This window comes from Mesorhizobium sp. BR1-1-16, assembly GCF_020165495.1.
Lineage (GTDB): Bacteria > Pseudomonadota > Alphaproteobacteria > Rhizobiales > Kaistiaceae > Kaistia.
This window is the reverse complement of sequence record NZ_JAIUIE010000002.1, coordinates 308,615-334,575: the sequence shown is the minus strand read 5'-3', so window position 1 is coordinate 334,575 and position 25,961 is coordinate 308,615. Positions and strand designations below refer to the sequence as shown.

Here is a 25,961-nt window from a genome sequence, read left to right as displayed (position 1 = left end):
TTATTTGGTCAGAACGATCCCGCCATCCACCGACCAGGTCATCCAGACCTTGTCTTCCCAGCTGATCGGCCGTTCGACGAGGCGGGTGGTGTTGGTGATCGTCGCCTTGATCGTGGCGCCGCTCGCCAGCCGCACGTGATAAATCGAGACATCGCCGAGATAGCCGATGTCCCAGACCTCGCCGGAAACCGCGTTGACGCCCGGATTCTCCGGCGGCTCGCGCGAGATGCGCACCTTTTCGGGCCGGATGGCGAACCAGGCCTGATCACCCGGCCGGCCGTCGATCGATTGCCGTGTCTCGACGGTTGCGCCTGCTGCCACACATTCGAGCCGGGCGACACCATCCGCGCCGGCAGCGATGCGGCCCTCAAGAATATTGATGTCGCCGATAAAGTCGGCAACGTAGCGGGAATTCGGCTGTTCGTAGATTTCGGCCGGCGTCGCGACCTGGATGATCTTGCCGCGATCCATCACGGCGATCCGATCGGCAACCGTCATGGCCTCCTCCTGATCATGTGTGACGATCAGGAATGTCATGCCGAGGTTCACCTGCAGATCGGTCAGTTCGAACTGGGTTTCCTCGCGCAATTTCTTGTCGAGCGCGCCAAGCGGTTCGTCGAGCAGCAGGACCTTCGGCTTCTTGGCGATCGAGCGGGCGAGCGCAACGCGCTGGCGCTGGCCACCCGACAATTGATGCGGCTTGCGCTTGGCGAAGGTCTCGAGCTTGACGAGATGCAGCATCTCCTCGACGCGCTTCGCGATGTCGGCCTTCGGCATTCCGTCCTGCTTGAGGCCGAAGGCGATATTGTCCCAGACCGTCATATGCGGGAACAGCGCATAGGACTGAAACATCATGTTGGTGGGACGCTTGTAGGGCGGAATGCCGGCGAGGTTCTGGCCATCGAGCAGCACATCGCCCCGGGTCGGCGCGTCGAAGCCGGCCAGCATGCGCATCAATGTCGTCTTGCCGCAGCCGCTCGGTCCGAGCAGCGCGAAGAACTCGCGCTCGTAAATCTTGAGCGAAAGATCGTCGACGGCCGTGAAATCGCCGAAGGACCGCGTCACATTGCGGAATTCGATGAAGGGCTTGGATTCAGGATCGTTCCAGGGCGCAAATGATCGCCGGATCGGCCCGATCGCCATGCCTGCCATTCCGCTGCCCCCTGCGTCGCCCGGTCAATATGGAACGCTACGAAAAGCGCCTGTCACCTTCAAGGGTGCCAGGCGCCATCATTTGACGTCTGCGGCAGCGCCACTTCTCGCCACCGCCACCGTGCCGGCTGCTACTTGCCGGCCAGGACCTGCTGCCAGAGCGCCGTCATCGCGTCCTGGATCTCGTCGCTGTTCGGCGTCGTCGTGTAGAGATGCGCCATCGTGTCGGCCGGCGGATAGATCGTCGGGTCCTTCAGGATCGCCGGATCGACATATTTCTGCGATTCGAGATTACCGTTCGGATATTTGACGAAATTGGTCGCCTTGGCGATGACTTCGGGCGTCTGGATATAGTTGATGAAGGCAAGCGCCGCCTCGGGATTGGGCGCATCCTTCGGGATTACCATCGAATCCATCCAGAGAAGCGCGCCCTCCTTCGGGATCGAATAGACGATCTCGACGCCGGATTTGGCGGTGTCCCGAGCCTGCAGGATGTCGCCCGAGAAGCCGAAGGCGACGCAAGCCTCGCCGGTTGCGAGCGGATTGATCAGCGAGGAATCGAACTTGCGGACATAGGGACGGATCTTCAGCAGGAGATCAGTCGCCTTCTGTAGGTCTTCCTTGCTCTTCGAATCCGGCGGCAGGCCGAGATAGTTGAGCGCCGCGGGCATGACGTCTTCAGGCGAGTTCAGCATATAGATGCCGCAATCGGCAAACTTCGCCGCGACCTCGGGCTTGAAGATCATGTCCATGGAGTTGACCGGCGCATCCGGCATGCGCGCATCGATCTTGGCCTTGTCATAGCCAAGGCCCGTGGTCCCCCACATGTAGTTGACCGCGTATTCATTGCCGGGATCATAGGTCGCGAGCCGCTTGTAGATGTCTGGCCAGGCATATTGCAGATTAGGGATCTTGGACTTGTCGAGCTTCTGGAAAGCTCCGGCCTCGATCAGCACCTGCATGTTGCGATCGGTCGGGACGACGACGTCGTAGCCCGAACGGCCGGTAAACATCTTCGCCTCGAGCGTCTCCATCGAATCATAGACGTCGTAGACAACCTTGATCCCTGTCGCCTTGGTGAAATCGGCCAGGATGGAATCGTCGATGTAATTCGACCAGTTATAGACGTGGACTTCCTTGTCGGCCGCGGCCGCCGAAGCTGCGCCGCCAGCGACAATCACCGCTGCCAGCATCGTGCGTCCGGAGAACTTCTTCATCGACACTTCCCTCCATCTGGTGCAGGGCGTGCGCCCCTGTACACCGTTTGTGCATGCCTATTTTAGCGACGTTATGAGGCTTTCCGGCCTAGCTCAACTCCCTTTTGAGATGGTCGCCCAACTCTCTCGTCGCACCCACCGCAGTTGACTTCGAGCGGCCGCTCGCCACACTGAGTGCCTTCTGGCGCGACGCCTGGGGGATATCGTGACGAAAAGGAAGAGGCCCGCGAAGGCGCGTGAAGACGCGAAACGCGGAGCCGCCTCGCTCGACGAGGCGAGAGACTGGCTGAAAGCCAGGGGAATCGAGGACATCGAATGCGTGGTGCCGGATCAGGCCGGTGTCGCCCGCGGCAAGATGATGCCGGTTTCGAAGTTCCTCGCCGGCCCGATCATGTCGATGCCGGGCTCAATTCTGACCCAGACCATCACCGGCGACTATCCCCCCGACGATGAGGATTATGTCAGCGACGCCGCCGACCAGGACATCCTGTTCGAGCCGGATTTCTCGACGCTCGCCGTCGTGCCCTGGGAGAGCGATCCGACCGCGCAGGTGATCCATGACGGTTATCACCGCGATGGCCGGCCGGTGGAAACCGCACCGCGCCAGGTGCTGCGCCGCATGGTTGATCTCTATCATCGCCAGGGCTGGAACCCGGTGGTGGCGCCCGAGATCGAGTTCTATCTCGTCAAGCCGAACACCGACCCCGACTATCAGCTGGAGCCGCCGACAGGGCGCTCCGGCCGGCCCGAGGCAGCGCGGCAGTCCTATTCGATCGCCGCGATCAACGAGTTCGATGATCTCTTCGACGACATCTACGACTTCTCGGCTGCTCAGGGCCTCGAGATCGATACGCTGATCCACGAGGAAGGCGCCGCGCAGATGGAGATCAATCTCCTGCATGGCGACCCGCTGGCGCTGGCCGATCAGGTGTTCCTATTCAAGCGCACGCTGCGCGAGGCGGCGCTGCGGCACGATATGTATGCGACCTTCATGGCCAAGCCGATGTCGCGCGAGCCGGGCTCGGCGATGCATATCCACCAGTCCGTGGTGGATCTCGAAACCGGGCGCAACATCTTCTCCGACGAGGATGGCGACCCGACGCCGCAGTTCTTCGCCTTCATCGGCGGTTCGCAGAAATATTTGCCGGCGGTGATGTGCATGCTGGCGCCCTATGTGAATTCCTACCGCCGCCTCGTCCGCTCCTCTTCGGCACCAGTGAATACCCAGTGGGGCTATGACAACCGCACGGTCGGTCTGCGCGTGCCGAACTCGACGGCGGCCGGACGGCGGCTTGAAAACCGGCTGCCCTCCTCCGACGCCAACCCCTATCTCGCGATCGCGGCCTCGCTCGCCTGCGGCTATCTCGGCCTCATCGAGGGGCTGAAGCCGGCCGAGCCGGTCACAGGATCGGCGAATTCGGACGAGATCGACCTGCCGCGCTCGATCCTCGAGGCCGTGTCGCTGTTCGAGGAATGCGAGGAACTGGTCGAGATCTTCGGCAAGCGGTTCGTCTCGACCTACCGCGCGATCAAGCAGGCCGAATACGAGACGTTCATGCAGGTCATCAGCCCGTGGGAGCGGGAATATCTGCTGCTGAATGTGTGAGCGGCGACGTTTCGGAGCGCTGTCATTGCCGGGCTTGACCCGGCAATCCAGCCTATCCTGTCGGGCAGAGAGAAAGGCTGGATTGCCGGGTCAAGCCCGGCAATGACAGAGAGAGACCTATGACCACGCCAAGGACGCCGCTTTCCAACTTGACCGCCGACTATCGCGCCCGCGACGCCGCGCATCACATTCACCCCTTCTCGGACATGAAGGCGCTGAATGCCGAGGGTAGCCGCGTCATCGTGCGCGGCGAAGGGTCGTGGATCTGGGATTCGGACGGCAATCGCATCCTCGACGGCATGGCCGGGCTCTGGTGCGTCAATATCGGCCATGGCCGGCCCGAGATCGCCGCGGCGATCCAGCGCCAGATGGCCGAGATTTCGTTCTACAACACCTTCTTCAAGACGACGCATCCGCCGGCGATCGCGCTCGCCGAGACGCTGGCGCGACTGACCCCGCCGCAGTTCAACCACGTCTTCTTCGTCGATTCCGGCTCCGAGGCCAATGACACCGTCATCCGCATGGTGCGCCATTACTGGGCGACGCGCGGCAAGCCGGAGAAGTCGATCCTGATCGCCCGCCACAACGCCTATCACGGCTCGACCATGGGCGGCGGCAGCCTCGGCGGCATGAAGCCGATGCATGAGCAGGGCGGCCTGCCGATCCCGGGCATCCATCATATTGCCCAGCCCTACTGGTTCGGCGAGGGTGGCGATGCGAGCCCCGAGGAATTCGGCATCATCGCCGCGCGTGCGCTGGAAACGGCGATCGACGAAATCGGCGAGGACAAGATCGGCGCTTTCGTCGCCGAGCCGATCCAGGGCGCCGGCGGCGTGATCATCCCGCCATCAACCTATTGGCCGGAGATCGCCCGCATCTTGAAGGGTCGCGATATCCTGCTCGTCGCCGACGAGGTCATCACCGGCTTTGGCCGCACGGGCAACTGGTTCGGCTCCGAGACCTTCGGCATCGAGGCCGACCTGATGCCGATCGCCAAGGGGCTTTCCTCCGGCTATCTGCCGATCGGCGGCGTGATGGTCTCCGACAAGGTCGCCGAAGTGATCATCGGCCCGGGCGGTGACTTCAACCACGGCTTCACCTATTCCGCCCATCCGGTCGCGGCTGCGGCGGCGCTCGAAAACTTGCGCATCATCGAGGACGAGAAGCTGGTCGAGCGCGTACGCGACGACATCGGGCCCTATCTGCAGAAGAAGTGGCTGGCGCTGGGCGACCATCCTCTGGTCGGCGAGGCGCGGATGACCGGCATGATGGGCGCACTCGAACTGGTGCCAAAAAAGCCGTCGCGGACCGTGGTTTTCCCCGATGTCGGCAAGGTCGGCACCATCGCGCGCGACTTCTCGTTCCGCAACGGCCTCGTCATGCGCGCCGTGCGCGACTCGCTGATCCTGTCGCCGCCGCTGACGCTGAGCCATGAGGAGGCCGACCATCTGATCGCGGTGGCTTCGAAGACGCTCGACGACACCCATGCCGAACTGAAGCGGCTCGGTCTCGCATGACGATCACGGTCCGCATCGCGACGCCCGACGAGGTGCCGATCCTCAATGCCATCAGGACCAGCGTCCGCGAAAACCATATGACGCTGGAACAGATGGCGGATTATGGCATCACGCCCAACGTCATCGCCGATCTGCTGCGGACCACCGGCCGCGCCTTCATCGCCAGCGTCGACGGCATCGATGCCGGCATCTCGATCGCAGACAGCGCCGAGGGCAACATCTTCGCGATGTTCGTCCTGCCGGACTTCGAAGGCCTCGGCCTCGGCCGGCTGCTGCTCGCCCATGCCGAGGCGTTTCTGCACGAGCGCGGCGTCGCCTCCGCCTGGCTCGAGGCGGGCGCTGCTCCCGGCATCCGCGCGCACGGATTTTACGCGCATCTCGGCTGGCAGCCGGACGGCTTGATGCCGGACGGACAGCTTCGCTTCGTCAAGATGCGCGAAGCGCTGACACAGAACGTCGCCGGCGGATGACCGCGCCGCACGCCCCGTCCTGGTATGCCGAGACGGCCGACAAGACGCTTGCCTTTCCGCCGCTGGATGGCGACCGCAAGGCGCATGTCGCGATCGTCGGCGGCGGCTATACCGGCCTCTCGGCGGCGCTTCATCTCGCCGAGGCCGGCATCGAGACCGTGCTCGTCGAGGCGAACCGCATCGGTTCCGGCGCCTCGGGGCGCAATGGCGGCCAACTGCATACTGGCCAGCGCCGCGATCAGGACTGGCTGGAGCGCCGGCTCGGACGACCGGCGGCGCATGAACTCTGGACGCTTGCCGAAGAAGCCAAGGCCCTCGTCCATCACCTGATCGACAAGCACCAGATCGACGCCGAATGGCGGCCGGGCCTTATCGAAGCGGTGCACAAGCGCCGGCTCGTCTCGGAGGAACGGCACTATGTCGACAAGCTGAATGATGACTACGGCTATGCGCATGCCGAATGGATCGAGCCGGATCGCCTCGCGGCGATGATTGGTACCGACGCCTATTTCGGCGGCCGCTACGACGCAACGGCCGGCCACCTGCATCCGCTGAAATTCGCGCAAGGATTGGCGCGGGCCGCCGTGATGGCCGGGGCCAGTCTCCATGAAGACACGCCAGCCATCCGGCTCGACGACGGGATGAAGCCGCTGCTGGTGACCTCGCGCGGTTCCATCCGCGCCGACATCGTCATCCTCGCCGGCAATGGCCTGCTCGACGGCATCGACCAGGAGACCGAGACGCGGGCGATGCCGATCAAGAATTTCATCCTGACGACAGAGCCGATCGGAGCCGGCATGCCCGGCGGGCTGATCCCGGGCGGCGAAGCCGTCTCGGATTCACGCTTCGTCGTCTATTACTGGCGGCCGACAAGCGACGGCCGCATCCTGTTTGGCGGCGGCGAGACCTATTCGCGCAGTGACCCGGCCGACATCTTCGCCTTCGTTCGCCGGCATCTCCTCGGCATCTATCCAGGCCTCCGCGATATCCGCATCGACCATGCCTGGGGCGGGACGCTGGCCGTCACCGTCAACCGCCTGCCATTTCTCAGCCGGCTGCGGCCGGGCGTCTATGCAGCGTCCGGCTATTCGGGCCAGGGCGTCGCGCTCGCGCCCTATGGCGGCAAGATCATCGCCGACGCCATCCTCGGCAATCCCGGCCGCCTCGACAGCTTCGCCGCCCTGCCCTGCCCGCGCTTTCCCGGCGGCAAGCTGCTGCGCTGGCCGGCGCTGGTTGCCGGCATGAGCTGGTATGCGCTGCGCGACCGCATCTGAAGTAAGCGATCACACCAGCGGCTTCAGCTCCTGCACCACGGTCGGCAGCAATTCCGAGACATTGGGGTGGATCGGCACCGAGCGCGCGAGCACCGTATAGGGCGCCTTGGCATAGATGAGATCGAGGATGCCGTGCACGACCTCGTCGCCGGTCACGCCGAGGATCGATGCGCCGAGGAAGAGCTTGGTCTCGGCATCGACGAGGATCTTGATGAAGCCCTCGCTGACGCCCTTCTCGGTGGCGCGAGAGACGCGGCTCATCGGCCGCGTGCCGATCAAAGCCTTGCGGCCGCTCTTGCGCACGGCCGCCTCGGTCATGCCGACGCGGCCGAGCGGCGGATCGACATAGAGCGCATAGGCCTCGACACGATCCGAGACGCGGCGCGGATCATTGTCGAGCAGGTTGGCCGCGACGATCTCGAAATCGTTGTAGGAGGTATGCGTGAAGGCGCCGCGGCCGTTGCAGTCACCCAGCGCCCAGATGCCGGGGACGCTGGTGGCAAGCGCATCGTCGACCTTGATGAAGCCGCGCCCATCGAGCTCGACCCCGGCCTTGTCGAGACCGAGATCATCGGTGTTCGGACGGCGGCCGACGGCGAGCAGCACATGCGAGGCCTTGAGTTCGCGGTCGCCCGACGTGCAGTCGACGCCGACGACGATGTCGGCTCCATCCGGCCGCAACCGGATGCACTCGGCATCCAGCCGCATGCCGATCCCCTCGGCCTCGAGGATATCCTTCACCGCCGCCGAGACATCCTCGTCTTCGCGGCCGATCAGGCGCGGCCCCTTCTCGACGATCGTGACCTTGCTGCCGAAGCGGCGGAACATTTGGCCGAATTCGAGCCCGATATAGCTGCCCCCGATCACCACCAGATGGCGGGGCAACTCCTCGAGCTGCAGAATCGAGGTGTTGGTGAGGAACTGGACGTCATCGACGCCCGGCAGGTCCGGCACCAACGCACGGCCGCCGGTATTGATGAAGATGCGCTCGGCCTCGAGCAACTCGTCTCCGACCCGCACGGTCCGCGCGCTCTCGAAACGGGCATGGCCCTCGATCAGCGTGCAATTGGCCATGCCGTCGATCCAGGCCGCGAGGCCTGCCTGCGACTTCGCGACCACGGCGTCTTTGCGGGCCATCACCGCCTTGAGATCGACGCGGATATCGCCCGTGACGGTAAAGCCGTAATCCGCACCACGCCGGGCGGTGTGGATCGCCTCGGCACTCGCGACCATCGTCTTGGTCGGGGTGCAGCCGGTATTGACGCAGGTGCCGCCGACGAGCTTGCGCTCGATCAGCGCCACACTCATCCCGGCGGCGGACAGGCGGCCGGCGAGCGGGATGCCCGCCTGCCCTCCGCCAATGACGATGGCGTCGAAGCGCCTCGTCATGCGACGGCGGATGCGATCAGGAAGGCGGCGACGATCGCCACGGCATCCTCGATCAATGCGGCCGGCAGGTCCTTGCCGAAGGCGCGCGCGAGACGCCCGCGGACTTCGGCGCCGCCCAGCGTGCCGATCACCGCGCCGATCGCGCCGGCGATGAGCCCGCCCACAAGCATGCCGCCCGCCGTTCCGATCACCGCGCCACAGAACGCGCCGCTGACGATCCGCGCGCCAAACTGCATCGGCACCTTGCGGCTGGGGGTGGAGGGGAGCTGGTCCGTGATCAGTTCGACGAGGGCGAGCAGTGTGAACACGAGCACGGCGATCCAGTGCCCCATGAACGCGGCCCAGGACCCGGAAACCCCGATCCAGCCGAGATAAGCGCCCCAGCTTACCGCGGCGGGCGCGGTCATCGCGCGCAGCCCCGCGACGATGCCGATCAGCAATGCAAGCAGATAGACCGACATGGAAGAGCCCCATCTTCTCGTTGCGGTGGAATGAGTGTCTGTCAGACTTGATACAATCGCAAGAGGAACCTGATCTCCATCAATTATGTTCATTCGATTGATTGACTTAGTCTCTTTCATCGGTCAGTCTCCCGTCGCAGGACAAGGCGTGGAGCGTCGCGATGACCGAGAGTGGATTGCCGGCAACGGCTATGGCCGAGCGATCTCGCCACTATCAGCGCGCCCGCCAGGATCGCGGCACCGAGACGCGGCAGCGGCTGATCGCGGCGGCGCTCGACATCTTCGGCCAGCAGGGATTTCAGGCGGCCTCGACACGCGACATCGCTCGCAGCGCCGGCGCCAACCTCGCCGCGATCGTCTATCACTTCGGCAGCAAGGAAGGTCTGCACCGCGCGGTGGCCGAGCATGTCACCGGCGAGATCGGCCAGCGCATCGGGGCGACGATCGCCGATGCTTCGCATGCGTTATCGCAAGGTGCGCCCGACAAGGCCATGGCACGACGGCTGCTGCAGCAGATCGTGGAGGCGCATATGATGGCCATGCTGGGGGTCAAGGAGGCGGAGAGCTGGGCGCGGTTCGTCGTCCGCGAGCAGATGGAGCCCTCGCCCGTCCTCGAGATCATCGTCGGTTTCATGGCGCCGGTGCATGCACTGCTCGGGCGGCTGGTCGGCGTGCTCACCGACAGCGATCCCGAAAGCGATGAGACGAGCATTCGCGTCTTCACGCTGATCGGCCAGGTCCAGGTGTTCCGGGTCGCCCAGCCCCTGGTTCTTCGGGTGATGGGACGCGACGATCTTTCGCCAGCCGACCGCGGCAGCATCATGCGCATCATCACGGAGAACATCGATCGCATCGTCGGCGTCGCCGCGGAGGCGCCACAGCCATGATGCGCATGGGCGTGTTGGGGCCTGCCGGCCGGTTCCTCGGCCGCGCCGCGACAGCCGCGGCGCTGCTTGGCTTTCTCGCAGGTTGCGGCAATGGCAGCGCATCGCCGACTGTCCAGGGTTATGTCGAGGGCGATTTCGTGCGCATCGGGCCGGAGGCGATCGGGCGGCTGGTCTCGCTTTCCGTCGCGAAGGGCCAGCAGGTCGCCGCTGGCGCGCCGCTCTTCAAGCTCGATGATCGCGATGAACGGGCCGCGCTCTCGCAGGCCGAGGCCGAGCGCGCGGCCGCGGCGGCGAACCTTGACGACCTCACCAGCGGCAAGCGGCCCGAAGAGATTGCCGTGCTCCAGGCGCAACTCGACGAAGCCGAAGCGCAGCAACAGGCGGCGCAGAAGACCTATACTCGCAACCAGGCGCTGGAGACGCGTGCCGTTTCCTCGGCTGCCGCCCTCGATCAGGCGAGGGCCGATCTCGACGCTGCCAATGCCCGCGTCGATGCAGCGACACGCAACCTCGCCGTCGCGCGGCTGCCGGCGCGGCCCGATGTCATCGATGCCGCCCGCCAGACGCTGTCGGCGCGCGAGGCGGCCGTCGCAGCGGCAAAGACCCGGCTGGCGCGCCGTGCGATTGCCGCACCGGCCAGCGGCCTGGTCGACGATACGCTTTTCCGGGTGGGCGAAATGGTTCCAGCCGGCAGCCCCGTCGTCTCGCTACTGCCACCCGAAAACCGCAAGGTCGTGTCCTTCCTGGCGGAGCCGCAGCGGGCGGCCGTCCATCCCGGCGATCGCGTCACGCTCTCCTGCGACGGCTGCGCGCCTGGACTTGCGGCGACCGTGACACGGATGGCCAGCAGCGCCGAGTTTGCGCCACCTGTGATCTATTCGACGGCGAGCCGCGCCAAACTGGTTTACCGGATCGAGGCGCGGCCCGAGGGTGACGCCCTGTCGCTCGCGCCCGGACAGCCGCTCGACGTCACGCTCGCAGGCGTCACGCCGTGAAGGAGCCCGGCGACGATACGGTCATCTCGATCGTCGGCCTCACCAAGCGCTTCAACGGCCGCACGGTCGTCGACGACGTCGCGCTCGATGTCCGCCGCGGCGAGATCGTCGGCTTTCTAGGCCCGAATGGCTCCGGCAAGACCACGACCATCCGCATGATCTGCGGACTGTTGAAGCCGGATGCCGGCAGCGGCACCTGCCTCGGGCTCGACATCCTCACCCAGTCGACGCGGATCAAGCGCGAAGTCGGCTACATGACGCAGCGCTTCTCGTTCTACGAGGATCTGACGATCCGCGAAAACCTCGACTTCGTGGCGCGGGTCTATGACCTCGACGACCGGCCGCGGCGCGTTGCCGAGACGATCGCCCGGCTCGGCCTCGAACGGCGGCGCGACCAGCTCGCCGGCTCGCTCTCGGGCGGCTGGAAGCAGCGGCTGGCATTGGCCGCTTCCGTCATGCATCAGCCGAAGCTGCTGCTGCTCGACGAGCCGACGGCCGGCGTCGATCCGCAGGCGCGGCGCGAATTCTGGGACGAGATCCATCGTCTCGCCGCCGAGGGGCTGACCGTGCTCGTCTCGACCCATTACATGGACGAGGCCGAGCGCTGCCATCGCATCGTCTATATCGCCTATGGAAGGATCGTCGCGCGCGGAACCGTCGCCGAGGTCATCGCGCGCTCAGGGCTTTCGACGATCATCGTCTCGGGCGCCAATGTGAACAAGATTGCGGCGCTGGTGCAGGGGCGCGATGGGGTCGAGCAGGTCGCCCCCTTCGGCAACGACCTCCATGTCGTCGGGCCCGACGCCGCGCTGCTGAAGCAGGCGGTCGATGCGGCGGTAGCCGAGGTCGGCGGCGGCGTCACCGCGGCACCTGGAGCAACCGGGCTCGAGGATGTGTTCATCCGCCTCATGCAGCAGGCCTCGGTCGCGGACCGCACGAGCAACGGGGGCAAGGCGTGAGTGCATCCTCCGCCTTTTCGCTCTCGCGGGTCCTCGCGATGATGATCAAGGAATTCATCCAGCTGAAGCGCGACCGGATGACCTTCGCGATGATCCTCGCAATTCCCATCATGCAGCTGGTGCTGTTCGGCTATGCCATCAACACCGATCCCAAGGAACTGCCGACCCTCGTCACGTCAGCCGACAATGGCCCCGGAGTACGCGCCGTCATGACGGCGCTCGCCACGTCGCGCTATTTCGCGCTTCGGCCCGGCTTCGTCAGCGAGGAGCAGGCCAGCCGCGCGCTCGTCGATGGCAGCGCCGCTTATGTGATCTCGATTCCGCCGGACTTCGAGCGGGATCTCGCGCGCGGATTGCGCCCGCAACTGCTGATCGAGGCCGATGCCACCGATCCCTCCGCCTCGGCCAATGCGCTGGCCGGGCTGCCGGAAATCCTGGCCTCGGCGCTCTCGACCGTGCTGACCGGGCCGCTTGCGGCGGAAGCCGCAGGCGCCTCGCCGGTCGATATCGTTGTCCATCGCCGCTTCAATCCCGAGGGGATCACCGCCTACAACATTGTCCCGGGGCTCCTCGGCACCATCCTCACCATGACGACGATCCTGATGACGGCGCTGGCGCTGACGCGGGAGCGCGAGCGCGGCACGCTCGAAAACCTGATGGCGACACCGGCGACGCCGTTCGAGATCATGATCGGCAAGATCGTGCCCTATATCGGCATCGGAACGCTGCAGGTGGCGATCATCATCGTCTGCGCGCGCGTCCTGTTCGCGGTGCCGATGCAGGGATCACTGGCGCTTCTGATCGGCATCACATTCCTGTTCATCGCGGCGAATGTGACGCTCGGCTACACCTTCTCCACCATCGCCAAGACGCAGATGCAGGCGATGCAGATGACCTTCTTCTGGTTCCTGCCCTCGATCCTCCTGTCAGGCTTCATGTTCCCGTTCCGGGGCATGCCGGATTGGGCGCAGGTGATCGGCGCCGTGTTGCCGCTGACGCATTACATCCGCTCGGTCAGGGGAATCATGCTGAAAGGTGCCGGTCCGGCCGATCTCGTCGGCGAAATCTGGCCGCTGGCCGCCTTCTGGCTGGCGGTCGGAGCGATCGCGCTTCTGCGCTATCGCAGGACGCTGGACTGAGCTGCCGCAACGGCCCGGCGCAATCCTGCAAGCGGGCTCGACGGCGGCCGGGGTCCGGCCGTCACGAGCGCGGCGGCGCCGGCCATCGAGGCCTGCGCGAATGCGACGATCGACGCACCCTCGCGACAGGCGGCATCGGCCGCGGCCGCGATGGCGGCGAGATAGTCCTCGCGGCGACCGGCGCGGAACAGGTCCCATGCGCCATCGACCATGCGGATTTCAACGATGGCGCCCGTTTGCGCGGCGGCTTCTGTGAAGAGCTTCGTCGTCGGCGCGATCGTCGTGGCGACGGCGCAGAGCGCGACGACCCGTCCCCCGCCGGCGACGGCCTCCATGGCCAGCGCGGCATCGGCGCGAAGGATCGGCACGGACGCTCTGCTCGCGGCATCGTCGGCCGCAGGACCAAGCGTCGAGCAGGTCAGGAGGACGGCATCTGCACCCTCGGTCAAGGCCAGCAGCGCCTCGACCGTCCGGCTGACGACGTCCGCCGTCAGCCCGCCCTTGCGCTCGGCCTCGGCAAGCAGTTCCGGCTGAACGGCATGCACGAGGAGGCCGGGCGGCAAACAAAGCTCCGCCGCGGCGGCATCGAAGCCGGCTGCGTTGCTCTCATGCGTGTGGAGGCAGGCGATCTTCAAGGGTGTGGCTCGACGGAACGATGGCGCGCGGACGCGCCATCGAAAGTCCCGCGCGAAGCTGTTGTCGCGGCTCAGACCGAGGGAGCCGGCGGCGCGAGCGGGGCGTCGACATGGGCGTGACCGGCCAGCGCGTTGCGCAGCGCGGTTTCCTTGTCGTTGTCGAGTGAGGTCTTGAGCACGACGCCACCATAGCCCTGGATTTCTTCCAGAACCTTGTCGGCGGTCATCGAGCGGATCAGCAGGAACAGCGCGGCATTGCCGGGCTGGATCGATTCCGACAGGTCCTTCATGAACTTGTCGTTGATGCCGAAATCGGCGAGCAGGCCGCCGAGCGCACCGGAGGCAGCGCCGATGACGACGCCGACGACCGGCATCAGGAAGACCATGCCGACCAGAAGGCCCCAGAAGCTGCCCGAGGCGGCGCCGGTGGCGGTCGTGTTGACCATCTGGTGCAGCTTGATCTTGCCGTCGTCGGTCTTCACCGCGATGACCGCGTCATCGAGGGTGATCAGATATTCCTTCTGCAGCGTCAGGAATTCCTGGCGGACAGCTTCTGCCTTTTCCAGCGACGGATAGACGATGGCGACGAGATCGGACATGGATGCACCTTCGGATTGAAACGGCGAATTCGCGACACTCGCATAGCACAGGCGAAGCGGGCGTGACAGGCGCGCAGGCAGCGATGGCACTGCGCTTCGAGCCTGCCACGGCCAGCCGAGCGACCGCTCGGATCTGGCCGGGCTTTGCAAAGTGCGGGGGCGATCGGTCTCGCCGCCCGTCCGTCAGTCCAGCTTGACGATCTGCGGCGGCAGCCAGCTGCCGTCGAGGATGGACGGGCTCTTCTCCTTCGGCCAGTACATCCGGATCATCGGCAGGAACGCGCCCTTGGGGGCCGGAAGCCAGTTCGCTTCCTTGTCCTTGCCGGGCGATTCATTCTGGAAATAGAGCGTCACGGAACCGTCGGCGTTCGGAACGAGATTGTCGCGCGGGCTGACCGTGAACTTGTTGAGCGCGTTCGGAACGAACCACCAGCCCTGGTCGACCTCATACATGGTGATCGACCAGAAGCCATTGACCGGCGGCTCCTGCCCCTTGGCGAAGGTCAGCGTATATTTGTGGGCGCCGGTGAGCGGCTGTCCGTCCTTGTCCGCCTGCGTATAGGGATAGACCGCGTCGTCCTGCAGATTGGCAGGCCAGCCGAAAGCTGCGACGAGCCCGCGCTTCAGATAGTCCGTGCCATAAGCGCCAAGACCCTTGGTAAAGATCCAGCCCTTCTCTTCCACACCCATCGCCGACTCGTTCTTGGCGAGATGGTCGAGCGCCTGCTGCGGCAGATCCTGCAACGCCGCAGCCGCGTCCGGTCCGAGCGCGGAAAGGCTGAAAGGCTTGCAGGGCTCGATGCCGATCTTGGCCATCTCCGCGACGATCGGAGCGTCTTCCGGAGCGGGCGGAGCATCGTGGCACATCAGCTTGGCCAGCCGATTGAAGTAACCCTCGGTGCCCATGCCGAAGATGACCTCCTGCGGCTTGTCGGTCATCGAGAATCCAGGGTTCGGATCGACCGGCGGCGCCTTGAAGACATAGTCCGCCTTGCCAAAGCTCGAGAGCGGCCGGATATCGTACTGCGCCTGCAGCGCGTTCACCGCCTCATAGTCCTTCTCGGTGCCATTGGCATAGGTGCGACCGAGGATCAGGACATAGCGGGTGGGGACATCGATCCTCGTCACGCCCTGGGGAACCTCGCCCTTCCAGCCGGGGCCGGCCAGCAGATAGCTCGCCGCCTTGCCGCCGGTCGTCCGCGAGCCCGGAGAAGCGATCACCGGCATCCAGAGATCATAGGTCGGGAACAGGAAAAACCGGTCGCCCATGTCCGGATGCGAGAAGATCCAAGGCTCCTTGTCGAGATCCATCCAGGCGAGCGAATAGAGCGTATCGGCATTGGGCGCCGAGACGCCGCGATAATCGGCCGGCGGGTAGCGTTTGACATTGCCGAACTGACCCATCGGCGCCTGCAGACCGTTGGCCTCGGCGACATTGGTCATCTGCACCCGCGTCACCTCGGTGGTGACAAGCGAATAGCCGTAGATATAGGCGTCCATGGCGATCGTCTTCGCCTCGTCGACCGTCACAGCCTGCGCCGCCCCGGAAGACATCGCCATGCCTGCAGCGAGCAATAATCCAGAAATCCTACGCATCGAATGTCCCCGTTTTTCCAAACACATACCCGCTCGCGCCGCCGCGACCGGTATGCCAGTATTCTGTGCGCTTCGGGCGAGCGCCGCTCGCCCGGCCCGCAGAGGAATGGACAGCATTGCTCGGGCCCACCACTCATTTTGCGCCAGTGCCGCGACGGCTTCCCCGGGAGGGCGATGCCGGCACGCCGACCATGATTTCGGTCACGGCGCTCGCCGGGGTGCCGGCGCTGGTGCGCCATGCCTTCGGGGAGACGGTGCTGCAGCACGCCAACCGCGCGGCGATGCTCGACATCGAACTGATCGAGGATCGCGACTGCTTCATTCCGCACGCGACGATGACCGCCTTTCTCAGCGAGATCGAACGGCGGACGAAGGAGGCCTATCTCGGGCTCATGATCGCGCCGCATCTCAGCCTGGCCAGCTATGGCTGCTGGGGTGACTATGTGCTCGCGGGCGACACGCTCGCCTCAGCGATCGATCGGGCTTCGGCGACGATCGATTATCACAGCTGCGGCGAAGTCGTGGCGCTGTCGGTCGAGGGCGGCATGGCGCGCCTCGCCTATGTCAGCGCCGCGCGCGGCAGCCCTGCCTACATCCATGTCGCCTCGGGCGCGATCGCCGTCATGCTCGATCTCTGCCGGACCTTTGCCGGGCCGACATGGAGGCCGGTGCGCATCGATTTCAACATTGCGCGGCCGCCGGCCGCCGCCCGTTTTGAAGAGACGTTCGGCTGCCCGGTGGTCTTCGATGCGCCTGCGGCTGCGATCTGGTTTCGGGCCGGTCTTCTCGGCGCGACGCGCCCGCGGTCGCCCGGGCGGCGGCTGATCACCGTCGATGATCTTGCCCGCGCAAGGCTCGATCCCTCGAGCCGCGGCGATCTGATCGGTGTCGTCTCAGCGCAGATCTGGACGCAGGTGCTGGCCGGGACCGTTTCGCTCGACGGCGCGGCGCATGCGCTCGACATCAGCACGCGGACGCTACAGCGGTCGCTTCAGGAATACGGGACGGATTTCCGCAGTCTCGGCAATTCGATCCGCGCCAAGCGGGCCGGCGAGCTGCTGCGCGGAACAGACGCGTCGGTGACCGATATCTCGGCCGAGCTCGGCTATTCGGCGCCGGCGAATTTTGCGCGCGCCTTCCGCAAGGCGACCGGCCTTGCCCCCGAGGATTTCCGGCGGAGACCTGAACGTTGATCCGGTGTTAGGGCTCGCTGCCGGGCGCGAGGCGCACGCGGAGCCCGTCCAGCTCGTCCGACATCAGGATCTGGCAGGAGAGCCGCGAATTCGCCTTCACCAGCATGGCGTCGTCGAGCCGCTCTTCCTCCTCCTCGCTCATCGGAACGAGGCGATCGAACCATTCCGGATCGACATAGACATGGCAGGTGGCGCAGGCGAGCGCGCCGCCGCACTCGGCCTTGATCGGCAGGCCCCAGTCGCGGATCACCTCCATGACGCGCCAGCCCTCCAGCGCCTCCAATTCGTGCTCGCCGCCTTCCTGATCGGTGACGAAAAGCTTCAAGACTGCGCACTCCCGCCGCTGACCGGGCGTCGCGCCCAGGGGCGCTTGCCGGCCATCTGTTCGCCATTGTCGGCGGCGGGCTGGAGATATTCGGCGACCTCCGGCCAGCGTCCCTCTTCCAGCCCCCGAATGACCAACGGGTCGTCGGTTGCGAAGGAATCAAACCCGACCCGCTTCAGGAACGGGATCTGGTCGAGGAAGAACGCGCCGACGGCGCGAAGCTCGCCCGTGAAGCCGTCGCGATCGCGCAGCAGCCGGCCGATCGAGAACGCGCGGCCATCGGCGAATTTCGGCAGGTCGGCCGCCACGACGGCAAGCCGCGGCAGGTCGGCGATGATGTCCGTCCAGTCGGCGCCGGGTTCGATCACGATGCCGAGCGGCGCGTCACGCCCGAGAAGCGTGTCACGCTCGGCGCGGAAGCGCGCCAGCGACACGATGACGGCACCGCCGCCGGGAATTTCCGCGTCGTCGGCAAGGCGCACAAAGGCGTCCTCGACAAAGCGGCCGTGCTTCCAAAGTGCCATTCTATCCCGCCTCAGATTCCGCTGCCGTCGGCTTCGCCGAGATGAATGCCGCATTCGACCTTGTCGAGACCGCGCCAGCGACCGGCGCGCTCGTCTTCTCCCGGCTTGACCTTCGACGTGCAGGGCACGCAGCCGATCGAGGGATAGCCCTCGGCGACGAGCGGATGCGCCGGCAGGTCATTGTCGGCGATATAGGCCTTCAGCTCGGCCGATGACCACGTGGCGAGCGGATTGACCTTCACGCGCGTGCCGTCCTGCTCGAACAGCTGGATGCTCGCGCGGGTCGCCGCCTGGAAGCGCTTGCGGCCGGTGAACCACGCATCGAAGCCCGTCAGCGCGCGGGCGAGCGGCTCTGTCTTGCGGATATGGCAGCAGAGGTCGGCATTGCTCATCCAGGCCGCCTTGTAGGGATCCTTGGCCTTGAGCACGGCCTCGTCCGGCGTGACCGTGCGCACATGCGTGAGACCGATCCGCTCGACCAGCGTATCGCGATAGGCCAGCGTCTCGGGAAAGAGGCGCAGCGTATCGATGAACACGACCGGCACGTCGCGGCTGACCGAGGCGACGAGATGCAGCAGCACCGAGGATTCGGCACCGAAGGACGAGACGAGCGCGATCTTCTCGCCGAAAAGCTCGAGCGCCTTGGCGACCGCCTCACGCGAGGCGAGATGGCCGAAGCGGGCGTTCAGGATGGCCGCGTCCTCGAGGCCGGCCGTCTCGTGATCGAACAGCGGCGCACCGCCGGCGCCGCCTGTGATAGCGGGATCAAGCCGTGCCATAGAGCGCCTCCTTGAACGGAGCCTGGCCGAGGCGGCGATAGGCTGCGAGGAATGTCTCATCCGGCGCGGCGCGGCGGGCGATATAGGTGTCGACGATGGTCTCGACCGCATCGACGATCTCGTCGGTCGAGAAGCCGCGGCCGATGATGTCGCCGATCGCCGAATTCTCGTCGCCCGAGCCGCCGAGCGAGATCTGGTAGAATTCCTCGCCCTTCTTCTCGACGCCGAGAATGCCGATATGGCCGACATGGTGATGGCCGCAGGCGTTGATGCAGCCTGAGATCTTGATCTTCAGCTCGCCGATCTCACGCTGGCGGGCGATATCGCCGAAGCGCTGCGAGATGCGCTGCGCCACCGGGATGGATCGGGCGTTGGCAAGGGCGCAATAATCGAGGCCCGGGCAGGCGATGATGTCGGTGACGAGCCCGGCATTGGCTGTGGCAAGCCCCGCCGCGACGAGCCCGTCATAGACAGCGCGGAGATTGTCCTCGGCGACATGCGGCAGGATCAGGTTCTGCTCGTGGCTGACGCGGATCTCATCGAACGCATAGCGCTCGGCGAGATCGGCGACGACATCCATCTGGTCGGCTGTCGCATCGCCCGGCGTTCCGCCGATCGGCTTCAGCGAGATGGTCGCCGAGACATGGCCGGCGACGCGATGCGGGATCGTGTTCTGCCGCACCCAGGCGTCGAATTCCGGATCCGCCTTGCGTGCGGCGGCGAGGTCAGAACTCGGCGCCGCCGCCTCGAGACCGGCCGGCGCAGCGAAATATTCGCGGATGCGCTCGACCTCGCCCTGCGGCAGCTTGAGGGCGCCGTGGCGGATGCGCTCCCATTCTTCCTCGACCTGGCGCGATATCTCGTCGGCACCGGTCTCATGAACCAGAATCTTGATACGGGCCTTGTACTTGTTGTCGCGCCGGCCGTTCAGATTGTAGACGCGGAGGATCGCCTCCGAATAGGAGAGAAGGTCCTCCTCCGGCAGGAAATCGCGGATCTTCTTGGCGATCATCGGCGTGCGACCCTGGCCGCCACCGATATAGACGGCAAAGCCAAGCCGGCCGTTCTCGTCCTTCTTCAGATGCAGGCCGATGTCATGCACCTGGATCGCCGCACGATCACGCTCGGCGCCGGTGACGGCGACCTTGAACTTGCGCGGCAGGAAGACGAATTCGGGATGCAGCGAAGACCACTGGCGGAGAATCTCCGCATAGGGACGCGGGTCGGCGACTTCATCGGCGGCAGCGCCCGCGAAATGATCGGCGGTGACGTTGCGGATGCAGTTGCCGGAGGTCTGGATCGCATGCATCTCGACCGAAGCGAGCTCGGCCAGGATGTCGGGAATATCCGAGAGCTTCGGCCAGTTGAACTGCAGATTCTGCCGCGTCGTGAAATGGCCATAGCCGCGATCATAGCGGCGGGCGACGTGAGCGAGCTTCCGCATCTGGCGGCTGTCGAGCGTGCCATAGGGCACCGCGATGCGCAGCATATAGGCGTGGAGCTGAAGGTAGACGCCGTTCATCAGCCGAAGCGGCTTGAACTGGTCCTCGGTCAGCTCGCCCGAAACACGGCGCGCCACCTGATCGCGAAACTGCGCGACGCGGTCGGTTACGAAATCCTGGTCGAACTCGTCATAACGATACATGGACGTCAACCTGCCTTGCTCAAAGCGGCGCGCTCGGCGATCTCGGCCTCGCCATAAGCGACGGTGGGCCCAGCGGCGCGGATGCGCTCGCGGAGGCGAACCGGTACCGGGACACCGTTCTCGACCGTGACCTCAATGTCATAGGGTTCCACGACGATGCGCGCATCGTGCTGTGCCTTGCCATAGGCGACCGCCTCTGGCAGCGCGTCGGGCCCGACGACGCGCGCATCGGCAAGACGCTGCGACCAGCCGCCATCAGCCTTCAGGAAGACAACGAGGCCGTTGCCGAGATCGTTCGCAGTGATGATGCTATCGCTCATGATATTCCGTTCGGGCCCGTCAGGCCGCCATCGCGGCGAGCGGCAAAGGGGAGACGCCGAGGGCGCTTTCGGCAATGACGCGGCCGACGATGATCACGACGGGACCGTCGATCTCCGGCCGGTCAGCGAGGCTGGCCAGTTCGTCGAGCCGCCCGGCATAGGCCTTGCGATCGGACCGCGAGGCATTCTCGATCACGGCAACGGGCGTCGATGCGGCGAGACCATTCTCGATGAGCCGCGCGGCCACTTTGGAGGCGACGCTGCGGCCCATATAGACGGCGATGGTCGAGCCTGCGAGCGCAAGGCCCGCCCATTCCGGCAGCGTATCGCCGCGCATGTCATGGCCGGTCGCCAGCACGAAGGTCGAGGCGACATCGCGCAGCGTCAGGGGGATCTCGTTCTCGGCCGCCGCGGCAATCGCAGCCGTCACGCCGGGCACGATATCGAAGGGGACACCTGCCGCGCGAAGCGCCGCCATTTCCTCGCCGGCACGGCCGAAGATGAGCGGATCGCCGGACTTCAGCCGCACGACACGGCGCCCATCGCGGGCCTCGCGAACGAGGATGGCGTTGATCTCGCCCTGGCTGGCGGCATGCATGCCCTTGGCCTTGCCGACATAGATGCGCAGCGCATCGCGCCGGCCCATGGCGACGACGGCCTCCGGCACAAGCTTGTCGTAGACGATGACGTCGGCTTCCTGCAGCAGGCGCACGGCGCGCAGCGTCAACAGATCCTCGGCGCCCGGACCAGCGCCGACGAGGCTGACATGGCCAGCATGCCCCTTGGCCGCACCGGCGTCGATCGCCGCATCGGCTTCGGCCGCGACGTCCTCGATCTGCCCGGCGAGCACCTTGGCCGCAGCAGGGCCGGTGAAGAAATGCGCCCAGAAACGACGACGGGCATCGGAGGTCCGGATGCGCGCGGCGACCCGCTCGCGAAGGCTTTCGGCCAGATGCGCGAGATCGCCGATCGCCGGCGCCAGCATCTGCTCGATCCTGGCACGGACATGGCGCGCCAGCACCGGCGCGGCACCCTCAGTCGAAATCGCCACCGTCAGCGGAGCGCGGTTGACCAGCGCGGGAACATAGAAATCGCAAAGATCGGGGCGATCGACGACATTGACCGGGATGCCTGCGGCCTTGGCGAGATCGCGCACCGCGCTGTCCTGGGCAAGATCCCCGGTTGCGGCAAAAACGAGCGCGGCGTCGCCGAGATCGGCGGCCTCGGGCCAGCGCGGCTCATGCCGGGCGCCGGTCGCGGCGATGTCGGCCGCAGCCTCGTCGTCCAGTTCCGGCGCGAAGAGAACCAGCGCTGCGCTGGTTTCAGACAGGAGACGCAGTTTCGCCGCAGCCTCGCCGCCGCCGCCCACGATCACGACCCGGCGTCCCTCCACTTTGTGGAAGGCCGGAAAGGTCGAAAGTCTCCGATGGGCAGTCGCCATCGATATCTCCGGCAGCGCGTTCGGATTGGAATGAGCGAAATTCTTGCACGGTATTTAGTGAATGCCGAGCGCAAACACGACAAAGGCGGTTCCAATTGCGAACCCCGCCTTGGAAAATCATTCCTACTGACTGCAAGAGCGCCGGCTCGCCGAACGCGGCGCCGGCAGCCGAAAAAGCTTCAGGACCAAGGCGCTGGCAGGCAAAAGGCCGCCACCTGCTGTCCTGAGGGCACGATCGTTCCGAGCCCCATAGGCGACTAATCCAGTCGCCTATGTAGAATTTCGTTCCGCCTCAGAATACGCCAGCCCCGTGTTCGGCGGCGCCAGCATGGGCGCGGAACATCTCGAAGAGTTCGCGTCCCATGCCATAGACTTCTTCCTCAGGGCGGAGCGCAGCCGGGCGCGCCGCGAATTCCGCCGCATCGACCAGCACCTCGAGGGCGCCCGTCGCGCAGTCGATGCGGATCATGTCGCCGTCGCGGATCTTCGCGATCGGCCCGCCGGCCAGAGCCTCTGGCGTGACATGGATCGCCGCCGGCACCTTGCCTGAGGCGCCGGACATGCGGCCGTCGGTCAAGAGCGCCACCCGCTGGCCACGGTCCTGCAGGATGCCGAGCGAGGGCGTCAGCTTGTGCAGCTCCGGCATGCCATTGGCCTTCGGGCCCTGGAAGCGGATGACCGCCACGAAATCGCCGGTGAGTTCGCCCGCCTTGAAGGCCGTCAGGAGGTCGTCCTGCGCATCGAACACCTTGGCGGGCGCTTCGATGACATGGCGATCGGGCTTCACGGCCGAGATCTTGATGACGGCGCGGCCGAGATTGCCGGAGAGCAGCTTGAGGCCACCCGTCGGCTGGAACGCCTTGGCGACTGGCGCCAGAACCTTCTCGTCAAGGCTCTCGCGCGCGCCTTCCTGCCAGGAAATGCCGCCGGCCGCATCGAGCTTCGGCTCGGCCGTATAGGCCGCGAGCCCGTTGCCCCAGATCGTCTTGACGTCCTCGTGCAGGTAGCCTGCGTCGAGCAATTCGCGGATCAGGAAGCTCATGCCGCCCGCCGCATGGAAATGGTTCACGTCGGCAAGGCCGTTCGGATAGACGCGGGTCAGGAGCGGCACGGCATCCGAAAGATCGGAGAAATCGTCCCAGGTGAGCTGGATGCCCGCCGCCTTGGCGATCGCGACGAGATGCATCGTATGGTTGGTCGAGCCACCGGTCGCGTTGAGGCCGACGACGCCGTTGACGATCACCTTCTCGTCGACGATCTCGCCGATCGGCGTGAACTCGTTTCCGAGCGCGGTGATGGCAAGCGCCCGCTTGGTCGCGGCCTTGGTCAGTGCCTCGCGCAGCGGCGTATTCGGATTGACGAAGGACGAGCCGGGCAGATGCAGGCCCATAATCTCCATCATCATCTGATTGGTGTTGGCCGTGCCGTAGAAGGTGCAGGTGCCCGGGCCATGATAGGAGGCGCTTTCCGCCTCCAGAAGCTCCGCACGGCCGACCTTGCCCTCGGCATAAAGCTGGCGGATACGCGCCTTCTCGCCATTTGGCAGGCCCGTCGTCATCGGCCCGGCCGGAATGAACACGGTCGGCAGATGGCCGAAGGAGAGCGCAGCGATCATCAGGCCCGGCACGATCTTGTCGCAGATGCCGAGGAAGACGGCCGCGTCGAACATGTTGTGCGAGAGGCCGATCGCCGCCGACATCGCGATGGCGTCGCGCGAGAAGAGCGACAGCTCCATGCCCGTCTGGCCTTGGGTAACGCCGTCGCACATCGCGGGGACGCCGCCTGCCACCTGCGCGACGCCGCCCGCCTCGCGCGCCGCCTGGCGGATCAGCTCGGGATAGGTCTCATAGGGCTGATGGGCCGAGAGCATGTCGTTATAGGCGGTGATGATGCCGAGATTGGGCACCACGTCGCCCTTCAGCGCCGCCTTGTCCTCGACACCGCATGCCGCGAAGCCATGGGCGAGGTTACCGCATGCGAGCGAGCCGCGCCGCGTGCCGGCCTTGGCGGCGGCGGCGACGCGCTTCAGATAGAGCGCTCGGCTCGCCACGCTGCGGGCGCGGATGCGCTCTGTGACTTCGGCAACCTTCGGATGGATGGTCATGGCTGAACTCCACTTTGTGCCGGGCACAACCGCGCCCGGCATGCGGCGATCCCGTAAGGGCCGCTACTCGATTTCCTCGTGCCAAGTGCGCCCGTCGCGCTCGATGAGCGCGATCGCCGCGGAGGGCCCCCAAGTGCCGGCCGTGTAGGCCTTCGGCGCCTCGCGCGACGCCTGCCAGCCATCGAGGATCGGGTCGATCCACTTCCAGGCCGCCTCGACCTCGTCACGGCGCATGAACAGCGTGGCATTGCCGCGGATGACATCCATCAGCAGCCGTTCGTAAGCCTCGGGGCTGCGCACCTTGAAGGTCTGGGCAAAGCTCATGTCGAGCGGAACATGGCGCAGCCGCATGCCGCCCGGGCCCGGATCCTTGATCATCAGCCAGAGGCGGACGCCCTCGTCCGGCTGCAGGCGCATGACGAGCTGGTTGGAGACCAGTTGGCCAGCCGCGTTGCCGAAGATCGAATGTGGGATCGCCTTGAACGAGACCACGATCTCAGAATTGCGCGCCGGGAGCCGCTTGCCGGTGCGGATATAGAAGGGCACGCCGGCCCAGCGCCAGTTCTCGATCTCGGCCTTCACCGCGACGAAGGTCTCGGTCATCGAATCGTCGCGGCCGAGTTCCTGCAGATAGCCGGGAACGGGCCCGCCGGCCGATGCGCCGGCGCGATACTGGCCGCGCACCGTGACCGCCTCGAGATCGCTGGACGTGATCGGCTTCAGCGAGCGCAGCACCTTCAGCTTTTCGTCGCGCATCGCATCCGCCTCGAACTGGTTCGGCGGCTCCATGGCGACGAGGCAGAGCAGCTGCAGGATGTGATTCTGCACCATGTCGCGCAGCGCACCGGCGGTATCGTAGTAGCCGGCGCGGCTTTCGACGCCGAGATTTTCGGCGACGGTGATCTGCACGTGATCAATATGAGCAGCGTTCCAGAGCGGCTCGAAGAGGGCGTTGGCGAAGCGCAACGCCATCAGGTTCTGAACCGTCTCCTTCCCGAGATAATGATCGATGCGATAGATCTGGCTCTCGTCGAACACCTTGCCGACGGCATCGTTGAGCTCGGTCGCCGATTTGAGGCTCTTGCCGATCGGCTTCTCAATGATGACGCGCGTCTGCGGCGTGATCAGGTCATGCGCGCCGATCCCCTCGCAGATCACGCCGAACAGATCCGGCGACACGGCAAGATAGAAGGCGCGGACGCGATCCTTGCCCTCTTCGAGGACGCGGGCGAGGTCGGCCCAGCCGGCGTCGTCGATCTTGGCATCAACGGACACGTAGGAAATGCGGGCGAGGAACGAGGCGACCTGCTCGGGTTCGCGCTCATCGGCCGGCACGAACTTGGTCAGCGCCTCCTCGGTGAGCTTGCGATAGTCGTCATCGCTGAGCTTGCGGCGCGATGCGGCGATGATCCGGGACACCTCGGGGATCTGCTCGTCGCGATGGCGATGGTAGAGCGCCGGCAGCAGCTTGCGATAGGCGAGATCGCCGGTCGCGCCGAACACGACGAGGTCGAAGGGGTCGACGGCGATGATTCGACTGGTCATGAAAACCCTCTTTCCCGATGCCGGACATTCCGGCCAAGCCCGAACAAGCGTGTCCTAGCCAATTCCGCTTCATATGTTGAGGGAGAAAATTAGAGCATCGAAATAAAACTCCTGCGACGAGTTTGCCTTATCGTGCCGGGCGCCTCGCGAAGCAGTGGCGATCATCAAGCAGGATATGGGCCAAAGGGA

The 25,961-nt window shown here is 65.5% G+C and carries 24 protein-coding genes; 9 read left to right on the top strand and 15 right to left on the bottom strand.

Going from position 1 to position 25,961, the window contains the following annotated elements:
• Together LB518_RS07410 and LB518_RS07405 are read right to left on the bottom strand one after the other, a co-directional pair.
• The gene (locus LB518_RS07410) at window positions 1-1,152 is read right to left on the bottom strand and encodes an ABC transporter ATP-binding protein (RefSeq protein ID WP_502845799.1); all 1,152 of its coding nucleotides are present in this window, start codon (window positions 1,150-1,152) and stop codon (window positions 1-3) included.
• 131 nt (window positions 1,153-1,283) lie between these two features.
• Window positions 1,284-2,369 carry a polyamine ABC transporter substrate-binding protein gene (locus tag LB518_RS07405; RefSeq protein WP_224575102.1) on the bottom strand — a complete coding sequence of 362 codons (1,086 nt, stop codon included), beginning with the start codon at window positions 2,367-2,369 and terminating at the stop codon, window positions 1,284-1,286.
• A gap of 205 nt (window positions 2,370-2,574) precedes the next feature.
• On the opposite strand from LB518_RS07405, the gene LB518_RS07400 reads away from it, so the two are divergent.
• From LB518_RS07400 to LB518_RS07385, 4 genes are all read left to right on the top strand, one after another.
• The gene (locus LB518_RS07400; protein ID WP_224575099.1) at window positions 2,575-3,975 is read left to right on the top strand and encodes a glutamine synthetase family protein; all 1,401 of its coding nucleotides are present in this window, start codon (window positions 2,575-2,577) and stop codon (window positions 3,973-3,975) included.
• Between the two features lie 119 nt (window positions 3,976-4,094).
• Entirely contained in the window at window positions 4,095-5,492 is a 1,398-nt protein-coding gene (locus tag LB518_RS07395; protein WP_224575097.1) for an aspartate aminotransferase family protein, read from the top strand.
• Window positions 5,489-5,962, top strand: a complete 474-nt coding sequence (locus LB518_RS07390; protein ID WP_224575095.1) for a GNAT family N-acetyltransferase — start codon at window positions 5,489-5,491, stop codon at window positions 5,960-5,962. The genes LB518_RS07395 and LB518_RS07390 overlap by 4 nt, the downstream gene beginning before the upstream one ends.
• Entirely contained in the window at window positions 5,959-7,236 is a 1,278-nt protein-coding gene (locus LB518_RS07385; RefSeq protein WP_224575093.1) for an NAD(P)/FAD-dependent oxidoreductase, read from the top strand. Before LB518_RS07390 ends, LB518_RS07385 begins: the two co-directional genes overlap by 4 nt.
• Before the next feature lie 9 nt (window positions 7,237-7,245).
• Here the strand turns inward: LB518_RS07385 and LB518_RS07380 are convergent, their stop codons facing one another.
• On the bottom strand, window positions 7,246-8,625 hold the full coding sequence (locus LB518_RS07380) for an FAD-containing oxidoreductase (protein WP_224575091.1): 1,380 nt from the start codon (window positions 8,623-8,625) through the stop codon (window positions 7,246-7,248).
• Window positions 8,622-9,086 (bottom strand): DUF4126 domain-containing protein, encoded by a 465-nt coding sequence (locus LB518_RS07375; RefSeq protein ID WP_224575752.1) that lies wholly within the window; start codon window positions 9,084-9,086, stop codon window positions 8,622-8,624. The genes LB518_RS07380 and LB518_RS07375 overlap by 4 nt, the downstream gene beginning before the upstream one ends.
• Window positions 9,087-9,247: 161 nt before the next feature.
• Between LB518_RS07375 and LB518_RS07370 the strand changes: the two genes are divergently transcribed.
• From LB518_RS07370 to LB518_RS07355, 4 genes are read left to right on the top strand one after another with little or no spacing between them, the layout of a single operon-like run.
• The gene (locus LB518_RS07370; RefSeq protein ID WP_224575089.1) at window positions 9,248-9,973 is read left to right on the top strand and encodes a CerR family C-terminal domain-containing protein; all 726 of its coding nucleotides are present in this window, start codon (window positions 9,248-9,250) and stop codon (window positions 9,971-9,973) included.
• Entirely contained in the window at window positions 9,970-10,968 is a 999-nt protein-coding gene (locus LB518_RS07365; protein ID WP_224575087.1) for an HlyD family secretion protein, read from the top strand. The genes LB518_RS07370 and LB518_RS07365 overlap by 4 nt, the downstream gene beginning before the upstream one ends.
• Window positions 10,965-11,927 carry an ABC transporter ATP-binding protein gene (locus LB518_RS07360; protein ID WP_224575085.1) on the top strand — a complete coding sequence of 321 codons (963 nt, stop codon included), beginning with the start codon at window positions 10,965-10,967 and terminating at the stop codon, window positions 11,925-11,927. Before LB518_RS07365 ends, LB518_RS07360 begins: the two co-directional genes overlap by 4 nt.
• A gap of 38 nt (window positions 11,928-11,965) precedes the next feature.
• Window positions 11,966-13,066, top strand: a complete 1,101-nt coding sequence (locus tag LB518_RS07355; protein ID WP_224575750.1) for an ABC transporter permease — start codon at window positions 11,966-11,968, stop codon at window positions 13,064-13,066.
• Here LB518_RS07355 and LB518_RS07350 read toward each other — a convergent pair.
• The 3 genes from LB518_RS07350 to LB518_RS07340 all read right to left on the bottom strand — a co-directional run bounded on the left by LB518_RS07350 (window position 13,045) and on the right by LB518_RS07340 (window position 15,896).
• Window positions 13,045-13,701 (bottom strand): aspartate/glutamate racemase family protein, encoded by a 657-nt coding sequence (locus LB518_RS07350; protein ID WP_224575083.1) that lies wholly within the window; start codon window positions 13,699-13,701, stop codon window positions 13,045-13,047. The genes LB518_RS07355 and LB518_RS07350 overlap by 22 nt on opposite strands.
• 71 nt (window positions 13,702-13,772) lie before the next feature.
• Complete coding sequence (locus tag LB518_RS07345) at window positions 13,773-14,300, bottom strand: DUF1269 domain-containing protein (protein ID WP_224575074.1); 528 nt, start codon at window positions 14,298-14,300, stop codon at window positions 13,773-13,775.
• A 183-nt stretch (window positions 14,301-14,483) separates the two neighbouring features.
• On the bottom strand, window positions 14,484-15,896 hold the full coding sequence (locus LB518_RS07340) for a DUF1254 domain-containing protein (protein WP_224575072.1): 1,413 nt from the start codon (window positions 15,894-15,896) through the stop codon (window positions 14,484-14,486).
• 116 nt (window positions 15,897-16,012) lie between these two features.
• Between LB518_RS07340 and LB518_RS07335 the strand changes: the two genes are divergently transcribed.
• Complete coding sequence (locus LB518_RS07335) at window positions 16,013-17,089, top strand: AraC family transcriptional regulator (protein WP_224575070.1); 1,077 nt, start codon at window positions 16,013-16,015, stop codon at window positions 17,087-17,089.
• 7 nt (window positions 17,090-17,096) lie between these two features.
• Here LB518_RS07335 and LB518_RS07330 read toward each other — a convergent pair whose 3' ends face one another.
• The 8 genes from LB518_RS07330 to zwf all read right to left on the bottom strand — a co-directional run bounded on the left by LB518_RS07330 (window position 17,097) and on the right by zwf (window position 25,772).
• A complete protein-coding gene (locus LB518_RS07330) occupies window positions 17,097-17,414 on the bottom strand; it encodes a 2Fe-2S iron-sulfur cluster-binding protein (protein WP_224575067.1) in 318 nt (105 codons plus the stop codon).
• A complete protein-coding gene (locus LB518_RS07325; RefSeq protein ID WP_224575065.1) occupies window positions 17,411-17,938 on the bottom strand; it encodes a DUF934 domain-containing protein in 528 nt (175 codons plus the stop codon). Before LB518_RS07325 ends, LB518_RS07330 begins: the two co-directional genes overlap by 4 nt.
• 11 nt (window positions 17,939-17,949) lie before the next feature.
• A complete protein-coding gene (locus tag LB518_RS07320; protein ID WP_224575055.1) occupies window positions 17,950-18,717 on the bottom strand; it encodes a phosphoadenylyl-sulfate reductase in 768 nt (255 codons plus the stop codon).
• Window positions 18,704-20,362: a nitrite/sulfite reductase gene (locus LB518_RS07315; protein ID WP_224575053.1), complete on the bottom strand. Its 1,659-nt coding sequence runs from the start codon at window positions 20,360-20,362 to the stop codon at window positions 18,704-18,706. Before LB518_RS07315 ends, LB518_RS07320 begins: the two co-directional genes overlap by 14 nt.
• A 5-nt stretch (window positions 20,363-20,367) precedes the next feature.
• Entirely contained in the window at window positions 20,368-20,682 is a 315-nt protein-coding gene (locus LB518_RS07310) for a DUF2849 domain-containing protein (RefSeq protein WP_224575051.1), read from the bottom strand.
• Between the two features lie 19 nt (window positions 20,683-20,701).
• Window positions 20,702-22,123, bottom strand: a complete 1,422-nt coding sequence (gene cysG / locus LB518_RS07305; RefSeq protein WP_224575049.1) for a siroheme synthase CysG — start codon at window positions 22,121-22,123, stop codon at window positions 20,702-20,704.
• A 292-nt stretch (window positions 22,124-22,415) separates the two neighbouring features.
• Window positions 22,416-24,227: a phosphogluconate dehydratase gene (gene edd, locus LB518_RS07300; RefSeq protein ID WP_224575047.1), complete on the bottom strand. Its 1,812-nt coding sequence runs from the start codon at window positions 24,225-24,227 to the stop codon at window positions 22,416-22,418.
• 63 nt (window positions 24,228-24,290) lie between these two features.
• Window positions 24,291-25,772, bottom strand: a complete 1,482-nt coding sequence (zwf, locus tag LB518_RS07295; protein WP_224575045.1) for a glucose-6-phosphate dehydrogenase — start codon at window positions 25,770-25,772, stop codon at window positions 24,291-24,293.
• Window positions 25,773-25,961: the final 189 nt, after the last annotated feature.